Origin of the sequence: Bartonella jaculi, assembly GCF_039543045.1 — a bacterium.
GTDB classification, from domain to species: domain Bacteria; phylum Pseudomonadota; class Alphaproteobacteria; order Rhizobiales; family Rhizobiaceae; genus Bartonella; species Bartonella jaculi.
In genome coordinates this window covers 115,766-129,035 of the sequence record NZ_BAABIZ010000001.1, presented here as the reverse complement: position 1 = coordinate 129,035, position 13,270 = coordinate 115,766, and the positions used below count along the sequence as shown (strand labels likewise).

The window sequence follows — 13,270 nt, the reverse complement described above, 5'->3', positions numbered from 1 at the left end:
TTTAAATACCCTCTTTTTGTTCTCGTTGTAGCAAAATCTTTTTCCGCCCGACACCCCAGCGATAACCTGAAATAAAGCCATTTTTGCGCACCACACGGTGACAAGGAATAACCAACGCTAATTCGTTACACGCGCAAGCATTAGCAACTGCACGGAAAGCTTTAGGCATACCGATATGTTGTGCTAACTCTTCATAAGAAATTGTTTCACCACATGGTATTTTACATAATGCAGCCCAGACTTTTTGCTGAAAAACTGTGCCATTTATATCTAAGGGAAAATCATGTCGCCTTACCAACTTGGGCGTTTCTATCATTGCTATAATATGCGCAACTTCTCTCTTAAATATTCTGTTATCAGTCACTTGTTGCGCATCATCAAAGCGGATCGTAAATTCCTGTAACAATTGTTCTGTCGTATTTCCCAATGCTATATTGCAAATCCCTTTTTGAGTTTTTGCCACTAAAAGTCCTCCTATCGATACATTTTTAAGACAGAATATTCTCTTTTGGGAAATGTTCAGCATTATGACTCTCTTTATATTTTAAAAAGATTTTGAAACCCATAAATAAAATAAAGAAAGGGAATTTTCTCCTTACATTCTATAAGGCGAGGAAAAATCTTCCTGAAGTCATCTTCTTAACCATTGACGAAAAACTACATTGTAAAAGTTTTATGGAATAGCACAATAAGAAGCTAACCTGTTCTTTCAGTACTGAATTCTAATGAGTATAAGCAATCAGACCGATGACCATTTTAAAGCATGTAATTTTAGTATATTAGATACCAATGTACTAAACGTTTTTGCCTATAGCTTAAAAAAGTCGTTTATCCTTTGATATGAAGATATTAATCCATACTCCATATGAAAACATGAAAACACTTTCTGAAAGAAAAAAGGGGGAATCAGATAGTGCCGATGTATCGGTCATATCTAAAGAATACTCTACATTATCGGTATAACACGTGTTGAATTGTGTTATAAAGGTGATTTATTATCTCACAAATCCTGTATTTGCGTTTTTTATACTTTTTAGATGAAGAATTTTATAATAACAGAAATACAAAACAAGTTCCTAAAAAATAGAAAAGTGGATTCCACTAAAAATACTCCGAATAAGATTGACACCTCTCTTATAAAGAGAAAATTTTACAGCACATATCTAAAAAACAAAAGCCCCATTCTAAAATGGGACTTTCTGACAATTTAACCTACACAACAAATTAAAATTTGTACGCTACACCAGCACGGAAATCATTCGTTTTGTAACCAATTTCAATTTTATCATTTGCTAATTTCTTCTTACCATAATCTGAGTAACGATATTCCGCACGTACAATAAAATTATCAGTTATTGCAAAATCAAGACCACCTCCAAGGGTATAACCAACCATCTTTTTCTTCTCATCATGCAACAAATCAAAAGCACCAGCTGTATTGTCTGCCTTCTCATAAATATTTCGAAGCTGCGTATAAGCAACGCCGCCTGCGACATAAGGCATTATACGATCAGTCGAAAAACCAATTCGCACGCGCGTAGCACCAAACCATTTTTGTTTTAAAGTATGATGCACAATTTGATCAGATGCCGCCCCATCTTCTTCCGTAGGCTCTTCTGCTCGAATCATTCTTGCTCGTTTTTCTGATGCTTCTTCGGTTTTCTCTTTCCCCGGTGCCTTAACATCTTTTGTGTCTTTTTTATCAGACCACATTATATCCGTATCAATACCTATAATAACACCATTATCTACATCAACATTATAACCTGCATAAATACCACCTACGAAACCAGAAAGTTTAGGCAAAAACTCCTTTCCAACTGGAGTCCAGTTTCCTGTATCCTTACCTTTTAAATAACTTGAAGTAGTCTTACCTGAAAAACCACCAATCTGGCCCCCAAGGTAAAAACCTGACCAAGAAAAGGACGGAGCTGCAATAACAGGTGCTGCTGGCTGTTCAGGAACTACAACGTCCGCTGCCTGTACTGCAGAAACTGAAGTTAAAATAAAAACAGATGTTGTGATTAAATATTTTGTAGTCATAATTGCTCCCCTAAAAGCTAATGTGACACATAATACCGCGGATGGTTTCATATTTTTTTCAAAAAATCTGTAGCAAAAATATCACAGTTGCAAAAAAAATGAAATTTTAATGGCAAAGTGTAAGCAACTTTAAACAGAATATGATACGAAAATTGTTTGGTTCTTTATATCTTGGCTCGAAAATTATCTTATTAAAAATTTTCATAGACCGTATATCTTTTTAGCATTGCTCGGCACTGTTCGAATAGCCGTAACATCATATTTGAAAGAAAATGAGGATTTCTAACACGGTAAATAAAGCTTCTTACCCCACTTTGCTCGATATGTTTCCGTGGTCAAAATGCATAAGATAAACTTATGAAAGCAACAATTTATAAAAAAATATTTTTTCAATAAATTACTGATTTGGTATATTATTTTTTTACATCCCGTCATAAATTTTTTGATATTTTATCTAGAAACCATGTGCAATTTTCTCATAAATTAGCATGGAGCATGTCAAGCTTTTATTACCTGTGTGAAAACTAAACGTACGGTTTGCCCCATCTCTTCGATTAATTTTTCAATACGAGGCAAATCAGGTTCTCCAACACTGCTTAACAAAAGATCGCTTAATCCAAGTGGTATATCATTAGGATTAAGAGCTTCGTTTAAGCAAAGGCGTATAATTTGACTTAAATTTGTATAGAGATCATAGGCGCGACGTAAATCAGAAATAAATGATTGATTAAGAAAACTGTTTGGTAAACGCGCTAAAATATCTGCTGTCGTCGCTCCAATTTGAAACTCAATCACGTGAGTAACAACAGCAAATTGAGCAATGAATTCTAGATCCATGATACCACCAAGCATAGTTTTTAAATCCCATTTATTTTCCGGTGGTTTTTCTTTTTCAATCAACGTACGCATGTCACGCACTGCTTTTGTAACGCTTTTCTTATCACGAGAAAAAGCAATAATTGTACAAACTTCATTTTCTAATTTTTGCAAAAAATCAGCATCCCCAGCAACACCCCGCGCCCGTGTTAAAGCAAGATGTTCCCATATCCACGCTTGCCCGCGATAATATTTCCTAAAAAATTGAAAAGAAACAGCAACAGGCCCCTTATTGCCTAATGGACGCAATCTTAAATCAACAGCATAAAGAATACCTTGGCTTGTAGGAGTAGATAAAGCCGCAACAAAACGCTGTGCTAAACGGGTGTAATATTGAGAAACATAAAGCGGCTTCTCCCCATCAGATATTTCTGCATCCTCATCATGTTCATAAAGAAAAATAAGATCAACATCCGAACCCGCCGTTAATTCACGACTTCCAAGCTTCCCCATCCCCAATATGCCAACACGCCCACCTTTAATACTACCATGAAGACGAGAAAAATCCTCTTGGACAGCAGTAAACGTTTTTACAATTATAAGATCAGCAAGTGCAGTAAATGCAAAACCTGCTCTATTTCCCGTAATTGCACCATTCAAAATCCGAATACCAATCAAAAAACGTTGCTCATCAGCGAAAATCCTTAAGTGATCGAGAATTTCTTCATAAGAAATTACGTCTTCAAGAAAATATTCAAGTCGATTTTCTAAATAAGTTCTTGTTGGCAACTCCGAAAAAATTTTTGGATCCAGCATTCCATCAAAAACATGTGGTTTTCGTGTAATAATTTCCGCAAGACGTGGAGCAGCTCCCATGATAAGCACCAACATATCCAACAAAGAGGGATTAGACTGCAATAAACTAAAAAGCTGTATTCCTGAAGGCAACCCCTGTAAAAAACTATCAAAACGCAACATTGCTTCATCGGCTCGTTTTGTTGCGCCAAAAGCTTTCAAAAGCGCTGGGGTTAATTCTGTTAATCTCTCACGTGCTTCAGCAGATTGAGTCGCTTTATAACGCCCACAATGAAGTGTGCGCATAATACGACAAATATCACTTGCTCTTTCAAAACCTAAACGGCTTAATGTTATTAATGTCTCCGGATCATCTTTTTCACCTGTAAAAACTAAATTTCCAATTTCTAAACCAAGCTCTTGCTCGTTCTCAAATAGCGCTGCATAATGTCTTTCAACGACCTGAAGCGTTTTTAATAAATCGCGGATAAAGCTGCTAGTCTCTTGATAGCCCATCAAATATGCAACACTCGTAAATTGCAAAACATCATTGGGGAGAAGATGCGTTTGTTCATCTGCAAGCATCTGAATACGGTGTTCCACATTTCGTAAAAAAGCATAACTTTTTACAAGATTATCTTTCGTTTTCTCACTGATCCAACCAAGCGTGTGAAGTTCTTCTAACATTGCAACTGTCTGACGTCCCCGTAATTGGGGAAAGCGTCCACCAGCAATGAGTTGTTGTGTCTGAACAAAAAACTCAATCTCACGAATACCACCTCGTCCTAATTTTACATTATGACCATAAGCAGCAATTTGACCATAATTTTTATACGCATGGATTTGACGTTTAATCGAATGGATATCAGCAATCGCGGCATAATCTAAATATTTCCGCCACACATAAGGAAAAAGCTCTTTGAGAAAGTTAACGCCTGCCCTTTTATCGCCAGCAACTGGACGTGCTTTAATCATAGCTGCTCTTTCCCAATTTTGTCCACGCCCCTCGTAATAACGCAACGCAGTCCTTACCGGTAAAGCCAAAGGGGTCGAACCTGGATCTGGTCGAAGCCGAAAATCAAGACGAAAAACATATCCATCTGCAGTACGTTCTTGAAGAATACGGATCAATCGGCGTACCATTTTAGAAAATACATCGATACTTTCAGAAAGAGCACCAATATGCGGTGACGTCTCATCAATGAAAACAATAAGATCAATATCTGAAGAATAATTAAGTTCTCCTGCCCCTAATTTTCCCATCCCTAAAATGATTAAACCACAATCTTTTTCTGGATCATCACGGTTTGATAAACTTATCTTACCATGATCATGTGCTTCTCTTAAAAGAAAACGGAGAGCCACACTTAATATTACTTCTCCCAAACGGGTCAACCAAGCACATGAAATTTCGTGAGTAAAAACACCACTCAAATCAGCTAAAGCAATGAGGATATGTGCTTCCCGTTTTTTGTGTCTTAAAGCAGCCATCAATGAAATTTCATGTATAGATTCATCTTTATCGATGAGCGCAATATCATCTATAATTTCTCTTAGCCTTGTCTCTATATCAACATTCAATAGGGGACTAAGATACGATGGATTAGCGATTAAAACCTCCCGCAAAAAAGGAGATAAGGTCATAACCGCGCTTATAAAATCAGTCTGCTTTCCCTTGTCTGAAAGGTAAGAAACTAGCGATTCTAAATTTTCTTTTCTCGCTTGTTCTTCAATAGCTTTCAACCATTGAGAACCACTCTCATTAAGAGGACATAAAGGGAGAAGCTGTGTTTTTAAAAAAGCATTTTCCATCTGCACTCCCCTCAAAAGCATTTTGCTTTCCTTTTTATTGTCTTATACTCAAAAAAAATTGGTGTTACGTATAAAAAGAGCAAAAATACCTTTTAAGGAAATAATAAAACAGCCCTAAGTCCTGGATTTGCATTTTCAAGTAATAGTTCCCCCCCATGCAGTTTCATAACAGCTTTTGCTATACTTAAACCAATACCAAAACCAGGCTGTGTACGACTTTCTTCAAGGCGAACAAATCGTTCTGTTACTTTTTCACGTTTATCCGCTGCAATTCCTGGACCATTATCGCTAACAACAACCAACAAATGTTCACCACGATATTCCATCGATAAGCAAACCTTCGCCTTCCTTCCATCTTTAGATGCATATTTAATCGCATTATCAATAAGATTAAAAATCGATTGCGCAATAAGCTCACGATTTAACTTAAGCTCTTTATCAAATGTATCCCCTAACCAAAGTAAAACACCTGACTCTTCAGCAAAAGGTTCATAAAGTTCAACAGCATCTTCAAGGATTAGCTTCATATTCATCATCTCAAGATGCTCAATTGTACTGCTGGCTTCAATGCGGGAAATCATTAAAATAGCATTAAAAGTGCGAATGAGCTGATCTGATTCAGCAATAACATTCTCCAATACTTGTCGATATTCAAATCCTGTCTTTTGTCCTGAAAGCGCTTCTTCAGCGCGATTTCTAAAACGCGTCAGCGGGGTTTTAAGATCATGAGCAATATTATCCGATACTTGACGCAAACCAATATTTAATTCCTCAATGCGATCTAACATAACATTAAGATTAGCCGATAATCGATCAAACTCATCGCCCACTCCTGAAACAGGTAAACGTCCACTGAAATCACCCTCCATCAAGCGCTGCGATGCAGCCGTTACATGATCAATCCTCTGCAATGCCCGCCTTCCAACAAAAAACCATATGAGTAAAGCCCCCGCCACCATTGCTGCAAGAGCAATCATTATAGCTTTACGAATAACCGCCACAAATCGTTCCGGTTCATCCAAATCACGACCGACAAGAAGCTTCATACTATTGGGTAAATCAACAACAATAGCTAAAGCACGATGTTCGCTTGTTGTGCCAAGTTCTCCAAAACGTGAATACAAAAAAGAATTAGAAAAAAAGCCATTATGTTTCAGGAGTCCAACCTCGATACGCGCAACATTCCCCGCTAAAATGCGCCCCATAGGATCTGTAACAAGATAAAGGAAAGCTCCTGGTTGTCGTGAACGGTAATCAATAGTGCGCATCAATAAAGGGAGACCACCATAATTATAAGCGCTTTCGATACGTTCTAACTCTTCACGCAGAGCTTGTTCAGTTTGCTCTGTTAACAATGAAGCAGAAAACGCCGTCATATAAATAGAAAGCCCTGTTGCAACTAACCCAAACAGTAAAATATAAAGTGCAGAAAGCCTTAGCGCAGTTGTGCGCATTATACTGATTAAACGATTCATATTTTTTTGTCTGATGCTCTCAGCATATAACCAGCTCCACGCACAGTATGGAGAAGCGGAACATCAAAATCTTTTTCAATCTTTGCTCTCAACCGCGATATATGGACATCAATCACATTTGTTTGCGGATCAAAATGGTAATCCCAAACATTCTCTAAAAGCATAGTGCGTGTAACAACCTGACCAGCATATCGCATCAAATATTCAAGTAAACGAAACTCTCGTGGTTGAAGTATAATATTTTTATCACCCCGTTTCACTGTATGTGCTAACCGATCAAGCTCAAGATTGCCTACGCAATAAACAGTTTCTGCCTCTTTAGGATTTTTCCGCCGTTGCAATACTTCAACGCGAGCAAGAAGCTCTGAAAACGCATAAGGCTTTGTTAAATAATCATCCCCCCCTGCACGCAAACCCATCACACGATCATTCACTTGCCCTAAAGCTGAAAGGATAAGAACCGGTGTTTCATTACCTTTAGAACGCAATTCAGTAATAATAGAGAGACCATCACGATGCAAAAGCATCCGATCAATAACCATAACATCATAATTTTCTGTTTCAGCTAAAGCATATCCAGTATCTCCATCATACGCAACATCAACTGAATGTCCTACCTCCAAAAAAGCTTTCTCAAGATAACGCCCCGTCTCATGATCATCTTCAATAACGAGTATTTTCATAAAACGCATCTCCGTTATTTTATCAAATACCGTTGGAGGACAGAAGTCTACAAAACCTCTGCCCTACCACAAAGTATTATTTTTTTAAAATTGGAAGGGGAACAAAACGATTCTGCCCATTTGTTTGCACTTGTAGGAGTATGGCTGTTCGCCCTATTTTTTGAGCATTCTTTATTGTCGTGGTAATATCAGATATCTTTTTAACAGCTTTATTATTCACTGTTACAATCACATCACCAGGGCGTATTCCTTTATCTGCAGCATCGGAATCTGAATCAACATCAGTTACGACCAAGCCTAAACCATCATCAGAAGGAGTAACAATCAAACCATAATCTTCCAATGTTTCATCTGAATCACTCCGCTTATTCGAATATTTTGAAGCCTCTTTTTCGCCTTCATCTTCAGGCATTGAAGTCAATTTAACTTTAATACTTTCCTCTTTACCAGATCTCAAAATACCTATGGACACCGTTTCTCCTGGTTTAATACTTGCAATACGTTTTCCCAGATCACGGGTATCATTAATCTTTTCATCATTCACTGAAATAATTACATCACCAGCCTTGATACCAGCCTTTGCTGCTGGCCCTTTTAAGGTATCAGTAACTAAAGCGCCTTTGGCCTCTTTTAAACCTATCGAGTCAGAAATTTCCTTCGTTACAGGCTGTATCTGAACCCCAAGCCAACCACGCTGAACTGAACCTTTTTCAATAAGTTGCTGCACAACCTGCTTCGCTGTCCCTGCCGGAATAGCAAAAGCAATTCCTACGTTTCCTCCAGAAGGAGAAAAAATCGCTGTATTAACTCCAACAACCTTTCCATTAAGATCAAAAGTTGGACCACCAGAGTTTCCTCTATTCACAGCAGCATCAATCTGAATAAAATCCCCATAAGCACCAGTACCAATATCACGTCCACGCGCCGAAACAATACCTGCTGTTACAGTTCCACCAAAGCCAAATGGATTACCGATAGCAACAACCCAATCACCAACGCGAAGCTTTAAATCATCACCAAAATCAACATACGAAAATTTTCTTTTGTCATTTACTTTCAATACTGCAAGGTCAGTTGGTAAATCTGTCCCAACGAGCTTTGCGTCCAATTCTGTACCGTCATCAAGAACGACAGAATAACTTTTGCCGTCAGCAATCACATGATTATTAGTCACAATATAACCATCAGACGAAATAAAAAAACCCGATCCAAAAGCTATAGGATGAAGTTTATGCGAACGCTGTGAAAACTTTTTTTTAGGTCTATCAAGCTCATAAAACTCTTTAAAAAACCTTTTCAAAGGATGTTGATCTGGTAATTGGTCAATGCCCGGACCACTAAAAAAATTGCTAAAGGACCATTCTTCTTTCTTTTTATCACCCTTCACTTGCACTGCAACAACCGCAGATTTTACTTTAGAAACAAGATCTGCAAACCCTTCCTGTTGCGCTAACGAAGTCAATACAGAATTTGCACGAGCCTCTGTCGTCCACAAGCTTGATCCACATCCACTAAAAAACAACGCAGCCTCCAAAGCCGCAGAAAAACTTACTGCCGCTAATGTTGTGAAAAAAGTTTTTTTAACCATTTGGTATACGCTCCTATTCAGTCATATTTTTTTACCAGATCCCGATCACTTATAAAACACTAGACCTTACCATTTCCTGTCTAAATTATTAAAATTTTGTAAGATTTAAAGTCACAACAATGCACAGTTATCAATAAAGCTGAATTCCTAATTTCAACGACCTCATTTTTCTTCATGTAACATCTCTTTTAACCCAGTGGTATTTTGGGCTGTTTTTTTATCAGCATTTAAAGTAATTATTTTTTTATATCTGTATCGTCTTATCCGAAAAAAGATAATACTTGCGCTCATGGTGATAATGATCAAAGGTGATAACCATAAAAAACAAGTTGTTTTATTAAATGGTGGTTTCAAGAGGATAAATACACCATATCGCTCAACGAGAAAATCAATCACTTGCTGATCGCTCTCTCCCATTTTCAGTCGTTCACGGATCAAAAGCCGTAAATCACGTGCCAGTACAGCATCTGAATCATCAATTGATTGGTTTTGGCAAACTGGGCAACGCAGATATGATGAAATCTCACGCGCACGTGCTTCCAAAGCTTTATCCTGTAAAATTTCATCTGGCTCCACTGCTCTCGCTAACGGCAGAAAAAAAAGAGTGACTAAAAAAAGCAAAGTCCAAAACAGTCCCTTTGTCATCTCAATGCCTTTTCAACAAATTTAAAGCAAAAGGCTATACGTCGATGTAACTCAATACGAAACCAATACCCCAAAAGAGAAAGACAGCCCCCCATAGCCATCATCAATCCCCCTAACCAAACACAAATCACGTAAGGCTTCCACCAGATATGCACAACAAGTCCCTGATCATCTATATGTCTCGGCACAATATATAACTGAGATAAGCCATGATTTTGAATACCAACTTCCGTTGTTGACGTATTCTGACTTGAATAAAATCGCTTTGATGCCATTACATTACGAACTGCATTTGTATTTTCATATATTTTAAAATTAAACTCCATTGCAGAATAATTCGGTCCAGCGCCTTCATGCACTTTTTCAAAGCAAATCGTTTTATCTGCTATTGTAACCCTATCTCCTACATGCATCGTTAGAATACGCTCTTGTGAGAAAGTCGCAACACAGGTAATACCAAACAATGTAATGCCTAAGCCCATATGCGCCATTGCAGTGCCAAAAACGGACCATGGTAATCCAATGAATCTCTTAACCCTAACCGACAAGGCTATCTTCCGATGTCCACTCTTTCCCCAAAGATCAGCTAAACTGGCTAAAAAAACAAAAGCTGAAAGCCCTACCCCTAAAGCTGCCAAAATATCGCGCAAAGACGCTGCATAAAATGTTATAAAACAAGTTGCACAAACTAATATAAAAACAAACCACAATCGCTCAACAACCGCAAGAAAATCACCACGTTTCCATGCCATCATTGATCCAAAAGGAACTGACAACAATAATAACACCATTAAAGGCCCACAGGTAAGGTTGAAAAAAACAGCACCTACAGAAATTCTTTGTCCAGTGAATGCTTCAATAAAATAAGGATAGAGTGTACCAATTAATACTGTTGTTGTTATTGTTGTAAGAAATAAATTATTTAAAACAATAAAACCTTCACGCGAAATTGGCTGAAATAATTTCCCTGCTTTCAAAACAGGTATGCGAAACGCCAAGAGAAGAAAAGCTCCTCCCGTGAAAAAGAATAGAAATGCAAGAATTACCCCACCACGTGCTGGATCAACAGCAAAACTATGAACAGACATTAAGAGACCCGAACGAACAAGAAAAGTTCCCATTAAAGAAAGAGAAAAAGTCAGAAGTGCCAAAAATAAAGTCCAACTTTTCAATGTCTCCCGCTTTTCAAGAACAAGAGCAGAATGTAAAAGGGCCGTTCCTGAAAGCCAAGGCATAAACGAAACATTTTCAACTGGATCCCAAAACCAATAGCCCCCCCATCCCAACTCATAATAAGCCCAATAGGACCCAACCGTAATACCCAATGTCAAAAAACACCAAGAAAGAAGAACCCAAGGACGTACCCAACGTGCCCACTCCCCATCGACATGCCCCCTAATCAATGCAGCTATTGCAAAAGAAAAACAAAGTGAAAAACCAACATAACCTAAATAAAGAAGTGGTGGATGAATTGCCAAAGCGATATCCTGTAAAAGAGGATTAAGATCATTTCCCTGCAATGCTGGTGGATTAACACGTAAAAATGGGTTCGATACAAAAAGAATAAATAAAAGAAAAGCGCTTGTAATCCAACTTTGGCATATTAAAACGAGTGCCTTAAATTGTTCTGGCAAATGTTGGCTAAATAATGCCATCAATGTACTAAAAAAAGCGAGACTTAAAACCCATAACAACATGGATCCTTCATGGTTTCCCCAAACACCGGTGATTTTATACAGCAGCGGTTTTTCTGAATGAGAATTCTCAACAACATTCAAAACAGAAAAATCAGATACGATATGGGCATGAACAATAATCAAAAAACATAAGAGTAGTAATGCAAAAGTGATATATGTTAAGGGAATTACTGTCTGCATCAACGAACGCTCTTCCCACCAAACACCCAAAGCCGGTAAAAATGCCTCTAATAAACTCACTGCAAACGCTGCGGCTAAAAAAATATGACCCAGTTCAACAAGCACGATCGAATTATTTCTCCATACTGTTATGTTTGTTCAAGCGATCAGCTGTTTCTTTAGACATATAAGTTTCATCATGTTTTGCCAAAACACGCTTACCAATAAAAAAACCCCGTTCATCAAAATACCCTTCCACGATAACACCTTGCCCTTCACGAAAAAGATCAGGTAAAATACCATCAAAAATAACTTTTTCGTGTTTTGCATTATCCGTTACGAAAAAAGTAACTTTCATCTTCCCAAGATATTGAACCGTTCCTTTCTCAACAAAACCGCCTAAACGCAAAGAGCGCCCCATGAGAATATCTTCTTTTGTAATTTCAGAAGGCATCCGAAAAAAACTCACCGCATTACGCATTGCGTACATGATAAGACTTGTCGCAATTCCCACAACAAAAAAGCATAAGAAAATCATCAGCAACCGGTTTTTTTTCCGCTGCTTTAAAATAACTTTCAATGAAGGAGAATTCTTAAAAGATTGACTGTTCATAGACACTCTACGAAAAATACTTTTATAAATGCGTTGTATAAACATTCATTCATTATTCTTATGCCTTATTTTTTAAGAGCCTCGCATATCTTGTATACCGGGACAACTTCTTATCCAATATCCCTAACCTCCTGAATGTTTCTCTCCTAGTTTTAATGATCTTAAACTGGACATACTCACTTTCTGAGTATTTTATTTTGATAAATCACGTAACTGAATTATCTTCTCTTCAACACGCAATCGCCCTACAAAATCCTTAGGCATTGTATCAAGAAAATTTTCTAAAAACTGCACTGCCTGTACAGACTTACCCTCTTGGCGAAGCGCTTCAGCTAACAATAAACGAGGATAAAAATCATTTGGCGCCAAATCCGCAGCCTTTTGAAAAGCATTTTCTGCTTCTTGCGTAATCATTCCCTCCTCATAACCAACTAATGCTAAACCATACCCCACAAGTCTTGGAGCTGTTTCTCCATTTAAGCGAAGTGCATCTAAATAAATGTTCACAGCATCCTGAAAATGACCTTCCTCGAGGTATCCTACTGCCAACGCGTCCGCTAACCTTCCATCATTAGGTGTACGAAGAAAAAGCACATGCAAACGAACAAGTTGTTCATGCTTATTGAGCGCCTTTGGATCCTTATCCATTAACTCACTAAAAAAATAACTTTTAACTTCTGGATTGCCTGTTAAAGCATAAATGCTCCATGTCATAAGAAGAACAAACAAAATACCAAGAGCTTTAATAGTTCGTATAGTTTTACAATGCTTGCAAAACTTATCAGATTCAACCAGACGCATACAACTTCTGTAAATATTAGTAGCTGAAATGCACCTATTTGGGGGAGATTCACAGTTAAAATGCAACGAGAAAAAAAGAGAAATCGTTAACAAAATAAAAAAAAGTGCAACCAAAATTAACAATAGCATAGCACGTTGGTACC

At 37.7% G+C, this 13,270-nt stretch carries 10 protein-coding genes; all 10 read right to left on the bottom strand.

All coding sequences use genetic code 11. The annotated features are described in order from the left end of the window. Position 1 precedes the first annotated feature (1 nt). On the bottom strand, positions 2–526 hold the full coding sequence (locus tag ABD915_RS00510) for a methylated-DNA--[protein]-cysteine S-methyltransferase (RefSeq protein ID WP_345113626.1): 525 nt from the start codon (positions 524–526) through the stop codon (positions 2–4). A 698-nt stretch (positions 527–1,224) separates the two neighbouring features. Continuing rightward, on the bottom strand, positions 1,225–2,043 hold the full coding sequence (locus ABD915_RS00505; RefSeq protein ID WP_345113623.1) for an outer membrane protein: 819 nt from the start codon (positions 2,041–2,043) through the stop codon (positions 1,225–1,227). Positions 2,044–2,541: 498 nt separating this feature from the next. Then, positions 2,542–5,466, bottom strand: coding sequence for a bifunctional [glutamine synthetase] adenylyltransferase/[glutamine synthetase]-adenylyl-L-tyrosine phosphorylase (locus ABD915_RS00500; protein WP_345113620.1), 2,925 nt, complete (start codon positions 5,464–5,466; stop codon positions 2,542–2,544). Between the two features lie 92 nt (positions 5,467–5,558). Beyond that, positions 5,559–6,941 carry a sensor histidine kinase gene (locus ABD915_RS00495; protein ID WP_345113617.1) on the bottom strand — a complete coding sequence of 461 codons (1,383 nt, stop codon included), beginning with the start codon at positions 6,939–6,941 and terminating at the stop codon, positions 5,559–5,561. Continuing rightward, entirely contained in the window at positions 6,938–7,624 is a 687-nt protein-coding gene (locus ABD915_RS00490; RefSeq protein ID WP_345113612.1) for a winged helix-turn-helix domain-containing protein, read from the bottom strand. The genes ABD915_RS00495 and ABD915_RS00490 overlap by 4 nt, the downstream gene beginning before the upstream one ends. 76 nt (positions 7,625–7,700) lie before the next feature. Next, on the bottom strand, positions 7,701–9,212 hold the full coding sequence (locus ABD915_RS00485) for a Do family serine endopeptidase (protein WP_345113609.1): 1,512 nt from the start codon (positions 9,210–9,212) through the stop codon (positions 7,701–7,703). Positions 9,213–9,374: 162 nt separating this feature from the next. Beyond that, positions 9,375–9,857 carry a cytochrome c-type biogenesis protein gene (locus ABD915_RS00480; RefSeq protein WP_345113606.1) on the bottom strand — a complete coding sequence of 161 codons (483 nt, stop codon included), beginning with the start codon at positions 9,855–9,857 and terminating at the stop codon, positions 9,375–9,377. Continuing rightward, positions 9,854–11,839 carry a heme lyase CcmF/NrfE family subunit gene (locus ABD915_RS00475; RefSeq protein WP_345113603.1) on the bottom strand — a complete coding sequence of 662 codons (1,986 nt, stop codon included), beginning with the start codon at positions 11,837–11,839 and terminating at the stop codon, positions 9,854–9,856. Before ABD915_RS00475 ends, ABD915_RS00480 begins: the two co-directional genes overlap by 4 nt. 7 nt (positions 11,840–11,846) lie before the next feature. Next, a complete protein-coding gene (gene ccmE, locus ABD915_RS00470) occupies positions 11,847–12,326 on the bottom strand; it encodes a cytochrome c maturation protein CcmE (protein WP_345113600.1) in 480 nt (159 codons plus the stop codon). A gap of 192 nt (positions 12,327–12,518) precedes the next feature. Then, positions 12,519–13,256 carry a tetratricopeptide repeat protein gene (locus tag ABD915_RS00465; protein WP_345113597.1) on the bottom strand — a complete coding sequence of 246 codons (738 nt, stop codon included), beginning with the start codon at positions 13,254–13,256 and terminating at the stop codon, positions 12,519–12,521. Positions 13,257–13,270 lie beyond the last annotated feature (14 nt).

Excerpts from the sequence above, each read along its gene's own strand:
- ABD915_RS00505 (WP_345113623.1), bottom strand. The coding sequence starts at position 2,043 with ATGACTACAAAATATTTAATCACAACATCTGTTTTTATTTTAACTTCA.
- ccmE (WP_345113600.1), bottom strand. The coding sequence starts at position 12,326 with ATGAACAGTCAATCTTTTAAGAATTCTCCTTCATTGAAAGTTATTTTA.
- ABD915_RS00500 (WP_345113620.1), bottom strand. The coding sequence starts at position 5,466 with ATGGAAAATGCTTTTTTAAAAACACAGCTTCTCCCTTTATGTCCTCTT.
- ABD915_RS00480 (WP_345113606.1), bottom strand. The coding sequence starts at position 9,857 with ATGACAAAGGGACTGTTTTGGACTTTGCTTTTTTTAGTCACTCTTTTT.
- ABD915_RS00495 (WP_345113617.1), bottom strand. The coding sequence starts at position 6,941 with ATGAATCGTTTAATCAGTATAATGCGCACAACTGCGCTAAGGCTTTCT.
- ABD915_RS00510 (WP_345113626.1), bottom strand. The coding sequence starts at position 526 with ATGCTGAACATTTCCCAAAAGAGAATATTCTGTCTTAAAAATGTATCG.
- ABD915_RS00490 (WP_345113612.1), bottom strand. The coding sequence starts at position 7,624 with ATGAAAATACTCGTTATTGAAGATGATCATGAGACGGGGCGTTATCTT.
- ABD915_RS00465 (WP_345113597.1), bottom strand. The coding sequence starts at position 13,256 with ATGCTATTGTTAATTTTGGTTGCACTTTTTTTTATTTTGTTAACGATT.
- ABD915_RS00485 (WP_345113609.1), bottom strand. The coding sequence starts at position 9,212 with ATGGTTAAAAAAACTTTTTTCACAACATTAGCGGCAGTAAGTTTTTCT.